The 18519-nt window shown below is 42.7% G+C and carries 23 protein-coding genes and 1 riboswitch; of the genes, 18 read left to right on the top strand and 5 right to left on the bottom strand.

The window, feature by feature from the left end:
- Position 1: 1 nt before the first annotated feature.
- Positions 2-511 (bottom strand): DUF1189 family protein, encoded by a 510-nt coding sequence (locus GDZ68_RS10895; RefSeq protein ID WP_194841133.1) that lies wholly within the window; start codon positions 509-511, stop codon positions 2-4.
- A 239-nt stretch (positions 512-750) separates the two neighbouring features.
- Between GDZ68_RS10895 and GDZ68_RS10900 the strand changes: the two genes are divergently transcribed.
- From GDZ68_RS10900 to GDZ68_RS10915, 4 genes are all read left to right on the top strand, one after another.
- Positions 751-2382, top strand: a complete 1632-nt coding sequence (locus tag GDZ68_RS10900; protein WP_153722329.1) for a Na/Pi cotransporter family protein — start codon at positions 751-753, stop codon at positions 2380-2382.
- A gap of 133 nt (positions 2383-2515) precedes the next feature.
- Positions 2516-2998, top strand: a complete 483-nt coding sequence (locus GDZ68_RS10905) for a DUF456 domain-containing protein (protein WP_153722330.1) — start codon at positions 2516-2518, stop codon at positions 2996-2998.
- An 87-nt stretch (positions 2999-3085) separates the two neighbouring features.
- Positions 3086-3694, top strand: coding sequence for a superoxide dismutase (locus GDZ68_RS10910; protein ID WP_153722331.1), 609 nt, complete (start codon positions 3086-3088; stop codon positions 3692-3694).
- A 100-nt stretch (positions 3695-3794) separates the two neighbouring features.
- Positions 3795-5957, top strand: coding sequence for a peptidoglycan D,D-transpeptidase FtsI family protein (locus GDZ68_RS10915; RefSeq protein ID WP_153722332.1), 2163 nt, complete (start codon positions 3795-3797; stop codon positions 5955-5957).
- 41 nt (positions 5958-5998) lie between these two features.
- Here GDZ68_RS10915 and GDZ68_RS10920 read toward each other — a convergent pair whose 3' ends face one another.
- Positions 5999-6487, bottom strand: a complete 489-nt coding sequence (locus tag GDZ68_RS10920; RefSeq protein ID WP_228551081.1) for a hypothetical protein — start codon at positions 6485-6487, stop codon at positions 5999-6001.
- Entirely contained in the window at positions 6484-6840 is a 357-nt protein-coding gene (locus GDZ68_RS10925) for a hypothetical protein (protein WP_153722333.1), read from the bottom strand. The genes GDZ68_RS10920 and GDZ68_RS10925 overlap by 4 nt, the downstream gene beginning before the upstream one ends.
- A gap of 173 nt (positions 6841-7013) precedes the next feature.
- Between GDZ68_RS10925 and rpmG the strand changes: the two genes are divergently transcribed.
- The 5 genes from rpmG to GDZ68_RS10950 all read left to right on the top strand — a co-directional run bounded on the left by rpmG (position 7014) and on the right by GDZ68_RS10950 (position 11118).
- A complete protein-coding gene (rpmG, locus tag GDZ68_RS10930) occupies positions 7014-7163 on the top strand; it encodes a 50S ribosomal protein L33 (RefSeq protein ID WP_153722334.1) in 150 nt (49 codons plus the stop codon).
- Between the two features lie 55 nt (positions 7164-7218).
- Positions 7219-7803 (top strand): 5-formyltetrahydrofolate cyclo-ligase, encoded by a 585-nt coding sequence (locus GDZ68_RS10935; protein ID WP_153722335.1) that lies wholly within the window; start codon positions 7219-7221, stop codon positions 7801-7803.
- Positions 7796-7978 (top strand): YqgQ family protein, encoded by a 183-nt coding sequence (locus tag GDZ68_RS10940; RefSeq protein ID WP_153722336.1) that lies wholly within the window; start codon positions 7796-7798, stop codon positions 7976-7978. The genes GDZ68_RS10935 and GDZ68_RS10940 overlap by 8 nt, the downstream gene beginning before the upstream one ends.
- 141 nt (positions 7979-8119) lie before the next feature.
- Positions 8120-10012, top strand: coding sequence for an LTA synthase family protein (locus GDZ68_RS10945; RefSeq protein ID WP_153722337.1), 1893 nt, complete (start codon positions 8120-8122; stop codon positions 10010-10012).
- 80 nt (positions 10013-10092) lie between these two features.
- On the top strand, positions 10093-11118 hold the full coding sequence (locus GDZ68_RS10950; RefSeq protein ID WP_153722338.1) for a YqgU-like beta propeller domain-containing protein: 1026 nt from the start codon (positions 10093-10095) through the stop codon (positions 11116-11118).
- Positions 11119-11167: 49 nt separating this feature from the next.
- On the opposite strand, the gene GDZ68_RS10955 is transcribed toward GDZ68_RS10950, so the two are convergent.
- Positions 11168-11350, bottom strand: coding sequence for a DUF2759 family protein (locus GDZ68_RS10955; RefSeq protein WP_114923628.1), 183 nt, complete (start codon positions 11348-11350; stop codon positions 11168-11170).
- Positions 11351-11508: 158 nt separating this feature from the next.
- Here GDZ68_RS10955 and GDZ68_RS10960 point away from each other — a divergent pair, with 158 nt between their 5' ends.
- The gene (locus GDZ68_RS10960) at positions 11509-12144 is read left to right on the top strand and encodes an MBL fold metallo-hydrolase (protein WP_153722339.1); all 636 of its coding nucleotides are present in this window, start codon (positions 11509-11511) and stop codon (positions 12142-12144) included.
- Between the two features lie 61 nt (positions 12145-12205).
- Here GDZ68_RS10960 and GDZ68_RS10965 read toward each other — a convergent pair whose 3' ends face one another.
- Positions 12206-12448, bottom strand: a complete 243-nt coding sequence (locus tag GDZ68_RS10965) for a DUF2626 domain-containing protein (protein WP_153722340.1) — start codon at positions 12446-12448, stop codon at positions 12206-12208.
- 380 nt (positions 12449-12828) lie between these two features.
- On the opposite strand from GDZ68_RS10965, the gene comGA reads away from it, so the two are divergent.
- The 8 genes from comGA to gcvT all read left to right on the top strand — a co-directional run bounded on the left by comGA (position 12829) and on the right by gcvT (position 18507).
- Positions 12829-13833 carry a competence type IV pilus ATPase ComGA gene (gene comGA, locus GDZ68_RS10970; protein ID WP_153722341.1) on the top strand — a complete coding sequence of 335 codons (1005 nt, stop codon included), beginning with the start codon at positions 12829-12831 and terminating at the stop codon, positions 13831-13833.
- Complete coding sequence (gene comGB, locus GDZ68_RS10975; protein ID WP_194841134.1) at positions 13820-14863, top strand: competence type IV pilus assembly protein ComGB; 1044 nt, start codon at positions 13820-13822, stop codon at positions 14861-14863. Before comGA ends, comGB begins: the two co-directional genes overlap by 14 nt.
- Positions 14864-14924: 61 nt before the next feature.
- Positions 14925-15185 (top strand): competence type IV pilus major pilin ComGC, encoded by a 261-nt coding sequence (comGC, locus tag GDZ68_RS10980; protein WP_408020121.1) that lies wholly within the window; start codon positions 14925-14927, stop codon positions 15183-15185.
- 6 nt (positions 15186-15191) lie between these two features.
- Positions 15192-15635, top strand: a complete 444-nt coding sequence (locus GDZ68_RS10985) for a prepilin-type N-terminal cleavage/methylation domain-containing protein (RefSeq protein WP_153722344.1) — start codon at positions 15192-15194, stop codon at positions 15633-15635.
- On the top strand, positions 15628-15927 hold the full coding sequence (locus GDZ68_RS10990; RefSeq protein WP_153722345.1) for a hypothetical protein: 300 nt from the start codon (positions 15628-15630) through the stop codon (positions 15925-15927). The genes GDZ68_RS10985 and GDZ68_RS10990 overlap by 8 nt, the downstream gene beginning before the upstream one ends.
- Complete coding sequence (gene comGF / locus GDZ68_RS10995; RefSeq protein ID WP_153722346.1) at positions 15912-16358, top strand: competence type IV pilus minor pilin ComGF; 447 nt, start codon at positions 15912-15914, stop codon at positions 16356-16358. The genes GDZ68_RS10990 and comGF overlap by 16 nt, the downstream gene beginning before the upstream one ends.
- 162 nt (positions 16359-16520) lie before the next feature.
- Positions 16521-17027, top strand: coding sequence for a shikimate kinase (locus GDZ68_RS11000; protein ID WP_153722347.1), 507 nt, complete (start codon positions 16521-16523; stop codon positions 17025-17027).
- Between the two features lie 139 nt (positions 17028-17166).
- Positions 17167-17260, top strand: a riboswitch (glycine riboswitch).
- A 146-nt stretch (positions 17261-17406) separates the two neighbouring features.
- Positions 17407-18507, top strand: a complete 1101-nt coding sequence (gcvT, locus tag GDZ68_RS11005; RefSeq protein WP_153722348.1) for a glycine cleavage system aminomethyltransferase GcvT — start codon at positions 17407-17409, stop codon at positions 18505-18507.
- Positions 18508-18519: the final 12 nt, after the last annotated feature.

Consider the following 18519-nt stretch of genomic DNA (forward strand, 5'->3'; position numbering starts at 1 on the left):
TTCATCGCGGTTTCTTAGGATAATACACTGCTGCCCGCCACACATAGAGCAGATGGACTAGCGACGAGATCCACAAGCTGTAATTTTGCATGCCTGGCATGAATTCAAATACCATCGTCAGCAAAATAGGGAGAGTGGCAGAAATCGCCGCAGTCCGCCACATAAAACGAAACTCACCTCTGCGGCTCAGCAGCCTCAGCAGCAATACTCCTATAATACCAAAAATGCTGATGCGAATAAATAAATACGATGTGATAATGACGAGCTGCAATATAAAGGCAACCGGGTAAAGTAAGAAACCGATCGCATTGCCGATATTGGCGACTTCAGGCGTCGATTGAAAAAGTGTATGGTCGCCGATTAAAAACTGCAAAAATGCGATGACAGTATATAGAAAGACAAAAATGAATAGGTACTGAATCACTTTACCGATCGGCAGCAATCGAAATGCAGCCAGTTTCTTAGGTTCATACAATGAAGCGGTAAACAGCTGACGAAATTTCAGATTCAATGAGACGGCCTCCCTTTCTACAGTATAGTCTATCATTTATTTAAAACCTTCATGTAACGTGTAATTTCGACATTCTTATGACAAATCATTGCTGCTTTGTTAAGGTGTTGTAAAGATTAGTGTTCAGTGCTTTACAATTTGCTGTTGCTCCTAACATAATAGGGTGAAACTTCTCACTTGCTAAACGAGTGGGAAGAGGTAAAACCATACATAATCGTTTGATGGAGGTTGACAATTAAATGGAAGTTAACTGGCAAGAAGTGGTGTTCCAGTTTCTTGGGGGATTAGGTATTTTCCTTTTCGCAATTAAGTACATGGGGGATGGATTGCAAAAAGCTGCGGGGGACAAACTTCGTGCAATCTTGGACCGTTTTACTACGAATCCATTTATGGGCGTTCTTGTCGGTATTATTGTTACGGTACTCATTCAATCCAGTTCGGGAACGACCGTTATCACCGTCGGACTGGTCAGCGCAGGCTTCATGACACTGCGTCAGGCAATCGGCGTTATCATGGGTGCCAATATTGGTACAACCGTAACTGCCTTCATCATCGGATTGGATGTCGGTGCGTATGCATTGCCGATCATGGCTGTCGGTGCGTTTCTGATCTTCTTCATCCGAAAGGCTAAAATCAAAAACTTGGGAGAAGTCATATTCGGCTTCGGCGGATTGTTTTTAGGCCTAGAGCTGATGAGTAACGGGATGAAGCCTTTGCGTTCTCTGGAGGCATTCGCTGACTTTACGCTGGCGATGAGTGATCATTCCCTGCTGGGTGTCGTGGCCGGTACCATTTTTACACTCGTTGTCCAAAGTTCCAGTGCGACAGTCGGGATCTTGCAAGGACTCTACGCAGAAGATCTTGTTACGATGAAAGCGGCTCTGCCTATACTTTTTGGTGATAATATCGGTACGACCATTACGGCGGTTCTCGCTGCGATCGGTGCTTCCGTTGCCGCCAGACGTGCCGCAGCGGTCCATGTTCTTTTCAACATTGTCGGTACGGTTATCTTCATGCTCCTGTTGATACCTTTCACGGCTTACGTGGAATGGATTTCAGGCCTGCTTCATTTAGAAAATAAGATGCAGATTGCGTTTGCCCACGGTTCGTTCAACGTGGCGAATACCATTCTGCAATTTCCGTTCATCGGTGCCTGGGCGTATCTTGTAACCAAGATGATCCCGGGGGAAGACGTGACGATTGAATATAAGCCTAAGCATCTGGATCGGCATTTCATTGCACAGTCTCCGGCGGTAGCGATTGGACAGGCTAAGGAAGAAATTATCCGTATGGGTGATTTCAGTGTGCGGGGTCTGCAGGAATCGTTTGAATACTTGAAGACCGGTCAGAAAAAGCACGCGGAAACAGCCTATCAAATAGAAGATGCCATCAATAACCTCGACCGCAAAATTACGGATTATCTCGTTGAAATTTCAGCGGTTACCGTAGCACCTGCTGAATCAGCACGCCACGTTATGCTGATGGACAGTGTGCGTGATATCGAACGAATTGGTGATCATTTCGAAAATATTGTCGAGCTTATCGACTTGCGTGAAACGAATAAATTGAAATTGACAGGCGACGCACTGGACGATTTGACAGAAATGTTTACATTGACAATTGAAACTGTTCAAAAAGCAGTGGAGTCGCTTGATAAAACGGATATTGGATTAGCGCGCCTGGTTTCTGAAAAAGAAGATTTGATTGATAATATGGAACGTCGTTTCCGTAAAAATCATATCGTCCGCCTGAATGAAGGAAGCTGCAGTGCGCAGGCAGGCATGGTCTTCGTAGATATCGTTTCAAACTTGGAACGGATCGGCGATCATGCGGTAAACATTGCGGAAGCTATTTTAGGTAAACATGTGTGAATAGGTGCTGAATATGAATACAGATGAATCAGGCATTGCCGCAATTACGCCGCAATGCCTGATTTTCTTTTTTACCGGAGTATGATGTAGAATGAGTAATCTGATGAAAATTTTATAAAAGAGGAGTGGGCGCATGATCTGGATCGGCTGGATTGTTACGGTACTTTTGTTTTGCATTGCATTTGCAGGGCTTGTTTATCCCATCATTCCTTCTGTTGTGTTTATACTTGCGGGTTTTCTGGCGTACGGTTTTATCATTTCATTTGATGAGCTGACGTGGCTGTTCTGGATAATTGAAGTGTTATTTGTCGTGCTGCTGTTCGGAGCGGATACGATCGCCAATCTGGTCGGCGTCAAACGTTTCGGCGGCAGCAAAGCAGGCATGTGGGGCAGTACTGTTGGTTTGCTGATTGGACCATTTGTCATCCCTGTCGCTGGAATTCTGGCAGGTCCTTTTATAGGAGCCATCATCGCAGAGTTGCTGATCACCCGTTCAGGAATCAAGCAGGCGTTTAAGACTGGGATCGGCTCGGTTGTCGGTTTCTTGACATCAGTTGTCGTTAAAGGGGTCATTATGGGCATCATGATTGCTATTTTTCTATTTTTTCTCCGTTGACAGTCCATTTTCTTTGAATGCTGACTCATATTTTGATAATGTGAAGAGGTAGGGCAAAACAGAGATAATTTAGAGGAGGAATGGAAAATGGCTTATACATTACCAGAACTACCATACGCTTATGATGCGTTGGAGCCACACATCGACAAAGAAACGATGAACATCCATCACACGAAACACCACAACACGTATATTACAAACGTGAACAATGCGTTGGAAGGTCATGATGAACTTCTGAACATGCCGGTTGACGAATTGGTGGCAAATTTGGATAAAGTTCCCGAGGACAAGCGTACAGCAGTCCGCAACAATGGCGGCGGTCATTCAAACCACTCATTCTTCTGGCAGATCCTGTCTCCAAATGGAGGAGGAAATCCAAAAGGTCAGGTTGCTGAAGCAATCGACAAAAAGTTCGGCAGCTTTGATGCACTTAAAGAAGAGTTCGCAAAAGCGGCAACAACACGTTTCGGTTCAGGATGGGCTTGGCTCGTACTGAATAACGGCGAGTTGGAAGTAACTTCAACACCTAACCAGGACTCTCCTTTAATGGAAGGCAAGACTCCTTTACTGGGATTGGACGTTTGGGAGCACGCATACTACCTAAACTATCAAAACCGCCGTCCTGATTACATTTCAGCATTCTGGAATGTAGTAAACTGGGATGAAGTTGAAAAGCGTTACCAAGACAATAAATAAGTGAAACCCGACACACATCTGATTCGTCAAGATGTGTGTTCTTTTATGGCATCATGCTATAATATCTCATACATAGAATTTGATAGAAAGGAGACTCCCGTTGAAAAAGACTACCAGAAAAGCAGATCAGGCAAAGGCACGTCAGCGAAAACATATTGCTTTTCGAATGAATTTTCTCTTTGTAGCGATTTTCGTACTTTTTTCATTGCTGATATTCCGCTTAGGCTATCTGCAGATTGTCAAAGGCGAAGATTTCACCAGGGAGCTCGAACGTACAGAAGAAATTGCTGTCAATACGAGCACCCCCCGCGGAAGAATATATGACCGAAATGGTCAAGTGCTGGTTGACAATGAACCCAAAAATGCCATAACCTATACAAAAACTTCGTCCACCTCCTCTGAGGAGATGTTGAAACTGGCAAAAAAGCTGTCTACATTAATTGACCGGGATACCAAGCGTGTGACGCTGGGGGACAAGCGGGACTTTTGGATTTTATTGAATCCTGAAGAGGCAGCCAAAAAAGTAACCAAAAAAGAAATGCAAAATGTTAACAAAAACGAGAAAACGTCCAAAAAGGAAAAACAGCGACAGATTAACCAAATGACCAGAGACCGCATCACGGAAGAAGAAATAGACTCTTTAAGTGAACAGCAATTGAAAGTTCTGGCGATTTATAGAGAGATGATGGCGGGGTACGCTTATTCCCCCCAGATCATTAAAAGTGATGACGTAACAGACAAAGAATTTGCAGTTGTCTCGGAACGCTTGAATGAACTGCCGGGAGTCAATACGACGACTGACTGGGACCGCATCAAGAAATCTGACAGCGCAATCCTTGGTTCAACGACAAGTCCGATCGAAGGAATTCCGCGTTCACATCTGGATTATTTTTTAGCAAGGGATTATTCCCGCAACGACCGGGTCGGCAGAAGTTATCTCGAAGCTTATTATGAAGACTTGCTGAAAGGTCAAAAGACTATTGTGAAAAATATTAAAGACCGGACTGGTAAAGTCATTGAAACGAAGACTGTGAAAGAGGGCGAACCCGGAAAAGACCTCGTGCTGACGACAGACAGTGAACTTCAGGAGGCTTTGGAAGAAATTGTGTCGAATAAATTACTGAAACTGAAACGAGGTGCCAGTGCAGGTGCTCTCGAGTCAGCGTTCCTGGTTATGCTGGATCCGAATAACGGCGAAATTTTGTCATTAGTCGGTAAAAAAGTAGGGCGGGATGAAGAGACTGGAAAATTAGCTATTCAAGATTATACGTTCGGCACCTTCACTTCTGCTTACGAAGCCGGTTCTACAGTAAAGCTCGCTACCATGCTGACTGGCTACAGTGAAGGAGTAGTAAACGTCGGTGATGTCAAAATCGATGAACCGATCCGAATTGGACGTACGGTAAAACGATCACTGTTTAACCGTAACGGCAGAGTGGCAGTGAATGATATTACCGCGCTGGGGCGTTCATCTAACGTGTATATGTTCCGAATTGCTATGGCGCTCGGTAAAGGGAATTACCGGCCCGGCCAGGCGTTGGCAATAGATAAAACGGCGTTTGAGACATTCCGGCAGACGTTCGCTTCATTTGGCCTGGGAACCAAAACCGGTATCGATCTGCCCGGGGAATACAGTGGTGTAACCGGAACAGAAACAATTACCGGAAAATTACTGGATTTTTCAATTGGCCAATTTGATACGTATACTCCGCTGCAGCTGGCTCAATATGTGTCAACTGTCGCTGCAGACGGCAATAGAATAGCACCAAGAATTTTGAAAGAAATCCGCGAACCTTCTCCTGATGGCGAAGTATTGGGTGAACTGGTAGAAGAAAGGCCAGCAGAAGTCTTGAACCATATTAATAATACACAGCGAGAAATTGATCAAGTGAAAAAAGGGATGTATTATGCGTATCATGCTTCCAACGGAACAGCCGCCAGTGTATTGAAAGATTACGATGCTGTCGGGAAGACAGGGACTGCACAATCATCTTATTACACCGGCAATAAATCAAATCCTGTCATATCGACAATTAATCTGTCTCATGTAGGTTTTGCGCCGTATGAGAATCCAGAAGTCGCCTATGCGGTGATGATACCTTACATTTCTACCAACACAAACACCTATCCGGGTTCCGCGGCCAATGAAATTGTCAAAGAAGCGTTAGACACGTATTTAAAGTTAAAAAAAGAACGTGCGGCGAAACGGATTGATTCTTCTCCTGAAATTAAAATTAAGAAAGTAACTGAAGAAGAAAAATGAGAAAACCACCGCTAATGTGTCATTGACACACAGCGGTGGTTTTATTTTGTCAATACCTCAGCGATTTCTTTAAAACTCATGTCGGAACTCAGTTCAAATGTTCCGATTTGGATCTTGCCGGCATACCCATAGTCTTTCATATAGACATCAAATTTAGCGGCATCTTCTATAATATGCGCGCGTTCCAGAGTGCTTGATAAATCTGAAGAGTTTGATCCGGGTTTAACTGTTACTTTCTTCGTTACTGCAGTTGTTTCGATTTCTTTAGCTGCCGGTTGCTTTTCCTTATCGTTTTCCAGGTCAGGCACCTGCTCGGCATCCGGATCACTTCCAGGTGTTTCATCTAACGTAATCGTTTGGGAAATAGCGAGCTCTTTCTTAACGACTTCCAATTCTTTTTTCGTTTCTGTCAGTCCTTTCTTCCATGACTTGTCCTCATCCTCTGCCTGCGGCATATTGCTGATGGCGTATAATGTACCGCCTGCGATCAGGCAGCCAATTCCGACAGAGCGCAATAGATCCTTGATCATATCCGCACTCCTTTAGAACGCAGCACAGCAACTACTTCGTCTTCGGGCAATGAGGCTCTTTGAGAAATCTCGGAAATTGTATAGCCCTGGCTTTGCAGGGAAGTGATTTGATTGACGATGATGGCATGTACAGCTTTTTTTGGTGCAGCTGTATAGCGGTCAGTAACCGGTGTGCCAACCATCAATTCTTCTTCGAGTACACGCACTCTTTTTTTTAGGTTACTCGTTTCCTGGTGGAGACTGACGGAAACTTTCTCCAATTCATCTTCAAATGCTCGTGAATTATTGCCGACAAAAAATGAAGCAATAAGAGCCACTACGCCAATAATGAGCAAAATAAGGGCAATATCCATTTCAATACCTCCAAAATAACCAGAGTTTCCTTCATAATACCATAGGCCTTGTACGAATGATATTTGAATCTTTCTGCTGTACAATGATCAAATTTATGGTATAATTTATAAGTCGTATAAATCATGCTCATATTTTTAATTATATCTATCGCTAATGAGTGGGAGGGACAGTAATGCGCGTAAATATTACACTCGCTTGCACGGAATGTGGAGAGCGCAATTATATTTCAAAGAAAAACAAGCGTAACAATCCGGAACGCATTGAAATGAAAAAATATTGCTCACGTGAACAAAAACAAACTTTGCACCGTGAAACGAAATAATCATTGAAACCAAAACCTGCTTCGGTTTTGGTTTTTTCTTACGGGAGGTAGGATATTGGATAAACAGCAACTTCGAAAGCAAGTCTTGCAGCAATTACATCAATTAAATCCATCTGATCACGAACAGCGATCAACTCTGATACAGGAAAGAGTTCTTGCTTCGGATGAATTTAAGCATGCACGGACTATCGGGATCACGCTTTCCAGGTTTCCGGAAGTGGCGACGCATCGTTTGATTCAAATCGCTTGGCAGGCTGGCAAACGAATTGCTGTCCCTAAATGCACTGCTTCTTCTAGAGAAATGGATTTTCGTCTGATTGAATCATTCAATCAGACAGAAACTGTCTACATGGATTTAAGGGAACCTATCATTGAACAGACTGAATCCGTTGAACCCGAGGAGATCGACTTGCAGATTGTACCCGGAGTTGTCTATTCTCTCGAAGGATACCGTATCGGTTTTGGCGGAGGATATTATGACCGCTACCTGCTTTGTTATCCGTTTGAAACAATATCTTTGGCATTTGAACGTCAAATAATGGATAATATAGACAGGGAACCGCATGATATTCCCGTCTCATATTTATTTACAGATGAGCGTATCATAGACTGTCAGAAAGCGCGTGAAATGGATGAATGAGTTTTATGATGTACTCCAGCTGCTTAAAAGGTTCGGAATTATTATATATACAGGCAATAAGAAACAGGACAGCATTCTGATGGAATCAGAAGTGAAGGAGCTGTACGATTATCAATTCATTGATCAGCAAACGTACTTACAAGCCTTGTTGGTTCTGCGAAAAGAGATCGTATAAGATCATACAAACAGACAAACGATAGGATGTTCGAACCATTCCTGCTCGTTTCTGAAACTTTTCTTTCAATCAACCGTCTATCTGTTAGGCAAAGATAAATCATACTACTACTTTTGACTAGAAATGAAAGGAAGAGATGGAATGAAGAAAATAGATTGGCCCAAGCATTCCGTACTCATTATCGCATTGATCGCCACTTGGCTGACAACATATATCGGCTACTTAACCAGCTTCAATATGAACATCGATAATGCTATGCAGCAATTTATCCTATTTATCAATCCGCTGACATTCCTGGCGTTTGTATATGGGATCGCATTGTTTATTAAAAAGACGAAGACCCGTAACCGATATATTGTAACAATCAGCATACTTACATCCATCGTGATGTTCAGCAACGCGGTATTCTATCGCTTCTTTACGGATTTCATCACACTTCCGTTACTGTTCCAAACAAGTAACTTTGCAGATTTAAGTTCTTCTATTACAGAGAACATGCATTTTCTCGATGTGTTTTTCTTTACTGATGTTATTATCATACTGCTTGCAATTCGCTTTATTCCTCAGGAGCCCCTTCAGACCACAGGAAGAAAAATGGGTCGCAAAGTTTACTTTGCAGCAGCTGCCACCTTGCTGATGTTCAACTTGGCCATGGCAGAGGCACAGCGTCCGCAATTGTTGACACGCAGTTTTGACCGCGAGCTATTAGTGAAAAACATCGGGGCATATAACTATCATTTATATGATCTGTTCGTTCAGTCCAAGTCACATGCTCAGCGTACATTTGCAGATGGGACTGAACTGACTGAAATAGAGAACTACGTAAAGGCTAACCGTGCACAGCCGGATCCTAAAATGTTCGGTACAGCTGAAGGCCGCAACGTCATTATCGTTTCATTGGAATCTTTACAGAACTTTGTCATCAATAATGAGATGGACGGTCATGAGATCACGCCATTCCTTAACGAACTGACAAATGATAAGGATACATTCTATTTTGATAACTTTTATCATCAGACAGGCTTAGGCAAAACTTCAGATTCTGAGTTTATCGCAGAGAATTCACTGTATGGCCGTAACGGCAGCGCAGTTTTCTTCACACACAGCGGCAATTCGTATAATTCATTATCCGAAAGCCTGAATGATAATGGTTATTTCACCAGTGTCATGCATGCCAACAGGAAAAGTTTCTGGAACCGTGATATTATGTATAAAGCGCTTGACGTCCAAAAGTTCTATGACGTAGACAGCTATACAATTGGCGAAGGCGAGGCAGTTAACTGGGGAATGAAGGATATTCCATTCTTGGAACAGTCGGTAGAACTGATGAAGGATATGCCGAAACCGTTTGGAACTCGAATGATAACCTTGACTAATCACCATCCATTTGATTTGGATGAAGAAGATATGATGATTCCTGCGTATACTTCTAATTCCAATACGCTGAATAAATATTTCCAGTCAGTTCGTTATATGGATGAAGCCATAAAAATCTTCTTTGAAGATTTGAAGAAAAATGATTTATATGATAACTCTATTATCGTAATGTACGGTGATCATTATGGTATTTCGGAAAATCATAACAAAGCGATGGGCATGTACATGGATAAAGAAATCACACCGTTTGATAATGCCGAACTGCAAAAAGTTCCATTGTTCATCCATATCCCGGGCTCAGGCAAAGGGAAGCAAATGGATGAGCTGGCAGGACAAATCGACTTGCGTCCGACCATTCTTCACTTATTGGGGATTGACACAAAAGCGGATATGCAATTTGGTTCTGACATCTTCTCACCAGACCATGAACCATTTGTCATTTTCCGTGACGGCCGACTGGTGACAGATAAGAATATTTATGCACAGGAAGTCTGCTATGATATCGAAACGGGAGAGCCGACTGATGAAGCGCAGTGTGAACCGTATGTGGAACGCGCAACGACTGAATTGAATTATTCAGATACGATCATCAATGGCGATTTGCTTCGTTTCAAAGAACGAGAAGATGGCAGTCCGGAGATAAAAGAAAGCAAATAAGTGGAGAGAGCTGTGCGGCCGACATGCCGTGCAGTTCTTTTTATTTATATTGTACAGAAATCTGGAAAAGGGGAAATGCTTTGAAGCGGACCATTTTGATGATCTCACTGTCCCTATTCTTAGTGGGCTGTGAGCAAACGGAAACAGAAAGACACGTAGAGACGGACAATCCTGGAATTGTCAAAGAAGTGTTTGCTCCGAAAAAACTGCCGCGTGCGGAGGGAGAGATTCGATTCGTGGCAGGATGGTGGGATGAAGAGCAAATTCTTTATATAGATCATCAAGAAGGATTAGACCGGCTGCGTTCATTTAATATAGCCACAGGCAACGTACATACGATGTTTACGGATCAGGCTGCTATTTCAGAAGTACTGATTCATCCATCGAAAGAACAAGTATTAATAAAAACGGCAAATCATGCAACAGAGGCAAATATAGCGATACTCGATAAAGACATGAAAATTCTGGATGAAGTAACTGTCGAATCATCTGAACTTGAAATTCAGTGGAATGCGGTTGATTCAAACCAGCTGCTGATCTCTGCATTTCAAGAAGACTGGAGCTTTCAGGTTATGCATTACGATATTAATGAGCGAAGGATACAGCCGATAGAAGTTGACAATCCATTTCCTAAATGGCTTGGAAAAGACCAGATCGTCTATTTGGATGACAGTGAATTAATTAAAGAGACGTTTGAAAAGAAAGAAAAAGAAGTCTTGGCTGCTGATACGGAGGAACTCCACAATTCAGCTGGTCAATTGCTGGTAGAATCGGCAGGCGAAGACCACAAAGAATATGCGGTGTTAGACAGCGACGGGGAAGAGAAGTATAGCTGGCAAGCGGAAACTTCTTCAGAAACGATTGAAGATGTCGAATTTATTGATGAAGATAATATTATTATGTCAACTAGAGAAGAAATATCTGATGATGATCAATCTGCGGTCTTCATTCACAGGCAAGAGGGACAGGAAGTAAAGCGATATGAAACCACTGCTGAAGGCGGAATGATCGATTGTTCGCCGGACGGCAACTCCTGCCTGGTGGGGTACAGTTTAGATACCATATTACAGCTGGATACAGGCGAGACAATGAAATGGACAGAATAAAAAATAAGGACGGCCTCAGTAAAGAGGTGTCCTTATTTTTTGGAACTTATTATTTGTGTAGCTGTGGCGGGTATCCTGCATATATAACAGTAGCAATCGTAAATCCTCCGATAACTACAACAGTTACCACATTGAAAACTATACTTAAAAGATTCCGCTCTTTAAAAGCTTGGACCGTTCCAAAGACTGCTAAGATTGCAATCAATCCAAAAATGATGACCAATAAATTCATTGAGTAGACACTCCTTTCAACATTGAAAAAATGAATGCCGTATAGCGATATTCCTCCTCTATTGTACTGTTAATGAAACGTTTTGTCGAGATTAAATAGTGACGATTGTTTGAAATATGTATTGGCATTCATTAATATTAGAAAAAGAGGTGAGTTAATTGAAAATACATATCCATCCGCTTGGCCCAATCCAGACGAATTGTTACGTTGTGGAAGACGAAGACAAGAATTGTTTGGTGTTTGATCCGGGAGATGAAAGCGACGCGCTGCTTGCTGAACTGCAGAAGCTTTCACTAAAGCCGGCAGCTATCCTGCTGACACATGCGCATTTCGATCATATCGGCGCTATTGAGGCGATCCGGCAGGCATATGATATTCCGGTGTATCTGCATAGCGCTGAAAAAGACTGGCTAGGAAACGCTGATTTAAACGGCTCCGGTAAATATCCAATGCTGCCGAATGTCGTATGCAGCCCTGCAGACGTATTGCTGAATAACGAAAAAAGTTTGCAGGTCGGGCCTTTCATAATGGGAATTCGCTATACACCCGGTCATTCGCCAGGAAGCATCTCCTATGTCTTTGAGGACGAGGGATTTGCGATTGTAGGGGATACGCTGTTTAAAGGAAGTATAGGACGTACCGACCTGCCAGGAGGCAATACGGAAACGCTTTTAGCTTCCATCCATAACGAACTGCTGTCACTTGACGAAGAACTGGTGATTTACCCGGGCCATGGGCCTGCGACGACACCGGGGATTGAACAAGATCAAAATCCATTCCTGCATGGTTTCTAAAAGAATTTGTACAAAACAAAAAACAGCTCTCTGTGAAGAGGCTGTTTTTTGTATGTACGGATTAGTGTCCTGCACCTTGTACATGAATAAATATGGAATAGTAACTGAAACCAACCATGAACATCATTAAGTATGCTCCGAATAAGTACATGTACATACGCTCTGAAAGTTTCAAGTATCCAAGCAGTACGAAGAAGATAGTGCTTGCGACCAACAGTAAAGAAGCAGGAATCATGTTTCCAACATAGAACATGACCGCAAAAATACCTGTCCAGAATCCGCAAAGTTTGAACATATTATCCATCTACGCGTCCCTCCTTCACAACAATACAATAAGCTCTTATCCATTATAATAGAACGCCGGCCTAAAAGTAAACTCCAATCAATTTCACATTGTGACAAAAAAGTGTACTTGTGCAAGCGGCTTACCAAAATGCTCATCATAAACGTCAATTAAATCTGCGAATGATCAGCTGCCCTTAGTATACCAGAACTTGGGGCGAAAATAATATGAAAATTCATTTTTGATCCGAAAATACGCTTTGAAAATTATTAATGGCGCCTAAATTCTATTGAAAAATGAATAGTCTCAAATGAATACAACTTTTCAACAATTTCAATCCGTTATATACTCCTGCTTAAGATGAAAAGTGGTCTTTCATCAGACGAAGAAAGGGGAGAATTATGGAACTCACAGCGAACCCGATTGAAAAAACCTGTTTTCAGCTGTTGGAGAAAGCAATCCAGTCTGAAGCGACCGACCTGCATTTTGTCCCGACGTCTGATGGCTATAATGTAGCGATCCGTAAACATGCCGTCTTCTCAAAAATTGGCCAATTTCCTCAAACATTAGGCAGCCGTTTAATTTCCTTCTATAAATTCCTGTCTTCACTGGATATCAGTGAACAGCGGCGTCCTCAAAGCGGTTCTTTTCACCGGTCCTTCTCCGATCAAAATTTTTCATTCCGTGTCTCTACGATACCTTCCATTCAATTACGCGAAAGTGTGGCAATCCGGATTCAAAAACATGACAAAATCGTGCCGCTGTCAGAATTATGCATGAAACCAGAGTGGACCAGACAGTTATCTGAGGCTGCTGCATTCAAACAAGGTCTGTTTTTAGTGACAGGACCGACAGGATCGGGCAAGACGACAACTTTATATTCGCTGACTGCTCACTGCGTGAACCGGTTGGAGAGGCATGTCATCTCATTAGAAGACCCGGTTGAGAATAATCACAGCCATCTGCTGCAGATTCAGGTAAATGAACGATCCGGAATTACTTATTCTGCAGGATTGAAAGCTATTTTGCGTCATTCGCCCGATGTAATTATGATAGGCGAAATACGCGATGCGGAAACAGCGAAAATAGCTGTAGAAGCCGCGCTGACAGGGCATCTTGTCCTGAGTACAGTTCATGCGAAAGATCCCGTTGGCTGCCTGTATCGACTACTGGATTTAGGAATTCATCTGGAAGAGCTTCGGCAAACGGTCATTGCCATTTCAGCGCAGCGTTTAGTGACGAATTCGACAGGGGATACAGTGGCGGTGTTTGAAATTTTACAAGACCTTCAAATTGAGGAAGCAGCTGAAGCCATTACCAAAGGGCAGCGTTTTTCACTGCCTGTTGAGCAAAAAATTGAAACGCAGTCGGCGCTCTATGAAAAGGCAATCCATGCAGCAGATTAAATTTGCCAGGAAACAGAAGTTGGAGAAACCTGCCGAGTTTTTACAGCGGCTTTCCATTTTGCTTCAGGAAGGATATACATTTCATGAAGGATTGATTCTCATTTTGCCTTATCATACGAAGGATTATGAAGAGAAGCTGATACAAGTGGAGAACGAATTAAAAATGGGCTATGGCGTCTCTTACATATTGAAGAGTTTAGGATTCAGCAACAGTATGATGCTGCCGATAGTCATTGCGGAAGTGGACGGTAATTTAATTCGGGCTTTACATGAAGTGTCGGCAAGGGTCAGCCGTTCGCACGAGAAAAAACAGCAGCTCAAAAAAATAATGGCATACCCGGCAGTTTTGTTTACCTTCTTATTAATATTATTAGTAGCATTTCGCCAGTTTTTCCTGCCGAATTTCGAGGCATTGACAATCCTGCGTTCTAGTGAACAGTCAGGAATTGTTCAATACTTGCCTAAACTAGTCTCTTCTATTCCGGATTTACTGCTCATTGTGCTGATCATATCCACTGTTGCCATAATTACGCTGAATCTGTGGATGAAGAAAATGACCGCTGCAGAAAAATTAAAAAGACTGCTGAAAGTACCAGTCGCAGGACTATTTTACAGTGAGATGAAAACCAAAGATTTAGCAAGTGAACTTGGCAGTTTATTGCAGTCCGGACTCTCATTGCAAAGTGCGCTGAATGTTTTACATGAACAAGAGGAAGATTTGATCCTTGCTGAAATCACCAGGCAATTGAGTACGCATGTCATCTACGGAGAACCTTTACATGAGGCAATCCGCCTGACGGACGGTTTATCTGCCCGTTTGGCTGATTTTGCGAAACACGGAGCGGACAGCGGCTATTTACCGAAAGAACTGCTGATCTACAGTGAACATACGAACGATCTGTTGGAAGAAAGATTGAACAGATGGCTTGCAATCCTGCAGCCCGCTTTATTCGGCATGCTGGCAATCTGCATATTACTGGCTTATCTGGCAATCTTACTGCCGGTATACAGGATGATCGACACGATATAAAGGGGGAAAAGAATTGATTAAGAAATTGCACAGCAATGAAAAAGGTTTTACGTTAATCGAAATGATGATTGTACTTCTCATTATCACTATTCTAGTTTTAATCGCGATTCCGAATGTGACGAAGCACTCCAAATCGATTGATGAAAAAGGCTGCGCTGCTTATATTAAAATGGTAGAAGGCCAGGTGCAAGCTTATAAGATGGATAAAAAGTCTATACCGAGCCTCAGCAGTTTAGAAACAGAAGGTTATTTGCCGGAAACTCCTACATGTCCAGACGGCACAGCAATAACAATAGATGCCGATGGAAAGGTCGGATCCTAAAAATAGATGAAATTCTTTAAACGGCAGAATGGCTTTACATTTGTTGAACTTTTGCTCGTACTCTCGATCTTAGTCGTACTTACCGCTGTTATTTTGCCGTTCAGCGAAAAGCGGCTCAATCAAATGACAGAAGAAGATGCATTAAAAGCTTTTATGGCAACAGTCCACGAAACGCAGCTATATGCGACAACGCACAAGGAGCATGTAAGGCTGAGATTCTCTGAAGGGGGAAGCGTCTATAAATCACTTCGCAGCGATCTGTCAGTTTTTGCGTCGGGCCGTTTCCCTGAAGGAATGGTCAAAGTCCAGAATACTGGCTTGGTTGAATTAGAATTTCAGCCTTCAGGTAATATGTATCCTACAGGGAAATTGACTATTCGGACGAAAAACTCGGGAACGAAAACGATTACTTTTCAATTTGAAAGGGGGAGGATGCTGATCAATGGATGAAAAAGGGCAATCATGGCCGGAAGCAATGCTATCGTTGGTTATAGTTATGGTGATTTTCAGTTCATTGCTCCCTATGGCGACTCGTTTGACGACATCCGTTCTGATGAAGAAGAATATGATGATAGCTGCGGAAACAAGCTTTCAAGCGGCTATCCACTATCGTACAGGCGGGGAGATGGCGGGGGTCAGAACACATGAAGGCCTTGATTATCACTGGACAGTCTTCGCCAATGAAATTTGTGTGACATATGAAGAGCTGCGCGGTGTGCACAGTAAATGTACAGGTCTATGAAACGTAAAAATGAAAAAGGTTTTTCTTTACTGGAGAGCTTGATCCAGTTGTTGATATTTTCCATGTTGATTCAGCTGACGGTATTATTCTTTTACTGGAAAGCGCCCATTCAATCGAGTTATCAAAGCGATTTTTTGGGTGAGTGGGAATTATTCTCTTTGGAGCTGCAGCAACTGCTTAAAGAAGTTGAATATGTTGAGGGACCGATGAACACGAGCGTTTCATTTAAAACAGAAAAAGGGTTGGTAACGATTCAGCTGTATAATCAGCTCATACGAAAAGTTGTCAGCGGGCAAGGACATGTGCCTTTATTGGTAGATGTTGCCTCTTGTCAGTTTACCGTTGAGGGGAATCGGCTGCAAGTGTCTGTAGAAAGGCTGGACGGTATCAAAAAAGAAAGGACGTTTGCGATTGGATTATATTCAGAATGAAAAAGGAGGGATGTTTGTTTTCGCCATAATTCTATTATTTTTCGTAAGCCTCTTTCTTTTTTCCCTTGTTTCATGGCATGATAGCTTATATAGCATATATGACTCGCTCGAGATCTATTATGAACGGGAAGCAGTCAAATTAATGAAACGGGATGAATAAACATGAAAAGGATTTACTTGGTAGGATTTATGGGATGCGGGAAAAGTGCAATCGGCAAGCGGCTTCATTCACTGACAGACATTCCCTTTTACGATATGGACCATGAAATTTCGGATGAGATGGAGCTGACAATTCCAGAAATTTTTGAGCAATACGGCGAACTTTTCTTCCGCAAGCTGGAAACGGAATTTTTAGCGTCTTTTCCCGAAGAATTTTGTATCGTCGCAACGGGCGGCGGTGTGGCGGTGAAAGAAGAAAATATCCGTTTAATGCGCGAAACAGGCATGGTTTTTTTCCTGAATGCTTCGTTTCGTGATATTTGGCGGAGAATTTCTACGGATGTCAACCGCCCGATCGTTCAGCAGTCTTCAAGAATGGAACTGGAATTGCTTTATAATACACGCAAGCCAAAGTATTTGCAGGCCAGTCATTTTACTGTCGAAACAACAGGAAAGTCTCTCACTGAAATTGCAGAGTATATTATCTTCCAGATTGAAAGGTATCAATAATTGTCAAATGATAAGGCGAATGATTACAGGTCTGTACTGTTTATCATTCGTCTTATGCGCTTTATTAGAAATGGATTGCGCTTACTTCTTAATAATGTTAAGATATCAGTGAAGTGTAAGATTTAATTTAATAATGCGAATGATTGCATGGGGAGAGCGCGCATTAGGCGCCGCCGAAGGAGCAAGTAACGATATGTTATGAATCTCTCAGGTAAAAAAACGCATGCAGGACGCATCTCTGGACTTAGCCGGATAGATCGGCTGCCATTCAGGCAAAAGGACAGGGGTTCTCTTATTTATAGGAGACCCCTGTCCTTTTTTGATTGAATACATACTGTCCGGCTTATTAAACGGTACAGACCATAAAGGAGGAAGCAATTTGACAAATCAACTATTGCGCACGCCCTTATTTGACAGTTACAAAGAGTACGGAGGGAAAACGATCGATTTCGGCGGATGGGAACTGCCGGTTCAATTTTCCAGCATCAAGGCAGAACACGAAGCCGTCCGGACTAAAGCGGGATTATTCGATGTATCGCATATGGGCGAAGTTTTGGTCAGCGGCAGCGGGGCGCTAGACTATTTACAGAAACTAGTGACAAATGATGTTTCGAAACTGCAAATCGGCCAGGCTCAGTATACGGTTATGTGTAATGAGCAGGGCGGGACAATTGATGACTTCTTAATTTATAAGTTGGAAGATGAGCGCTATTTGTTGGTTGTCAATGCATCCAATATTGACAAAGACGTTGCGTGGATGGAGAAACAGAAAACGGCGGATATCGTGATCGATAATCAATCTTCAAATTATGCGCTGCTGGCACTTCAGGGTCCTCTGGCGGAGAATATACTGCAGAAATTAACAGCTGAACCGCTTGATGAAATTAAGTTTTTCCGATTTAAAGAGCATGTTCAGCTAAGCGGTGAGGATGTACTTATTTCACGCACTGGCTATACAGGAGAAAATGGCTTTGAAATTTATGGAACACCAGAAGCGATACAATCACTTTGGCCGAAGATTTTACAGGCGGGTGAAGCGGAAGGAGTCGTTCCGGCTGGACTTGGCGCACGTGACACGCTGCGTTTTGAAGCAGGTTTGCCATTATATGGACAGGAACTGACAGCGGACATCTCTCCGCTGGAAGCGGGACTTAGTTTCGTCGTAAAATTGAATAAAGAAGCAGACTTCATTGGAAAAGATGTATTGAAGAAGCAAAAAGAGCAGGGTGTGGAAAGAAAACTGGTTGGTCTCGAAATGATTGATAAGGGGATTCCGCGTACTGGTTATAAAGTATATTCAGGTGATCAGGAGATTGGTGAAGTAACAACAGGTACGCAATCGCCGACGCTGAAAAAAAATATTGGTTTTGCACTCCTTGCCTCTGATTTCACTGAACTGGGAACAGAAGTAGAAGTGGAAGTGCGTAAAAAGTTTTTGAAGGCAAAAGTAACCGCAGCACCTTTCTATAAAAGATCATAAGCGAAAAGGGGT

Source organism: Sporosarcina cascadiensis, assembly GCF_009650995.1.
Taxonomy (GTDB): domain Bacteria; phylum Bacillota; class Bacilli; order Bacillales_A; family Planococcaceae; genus Sporosarcina; species Sporosarcina cascadiensis.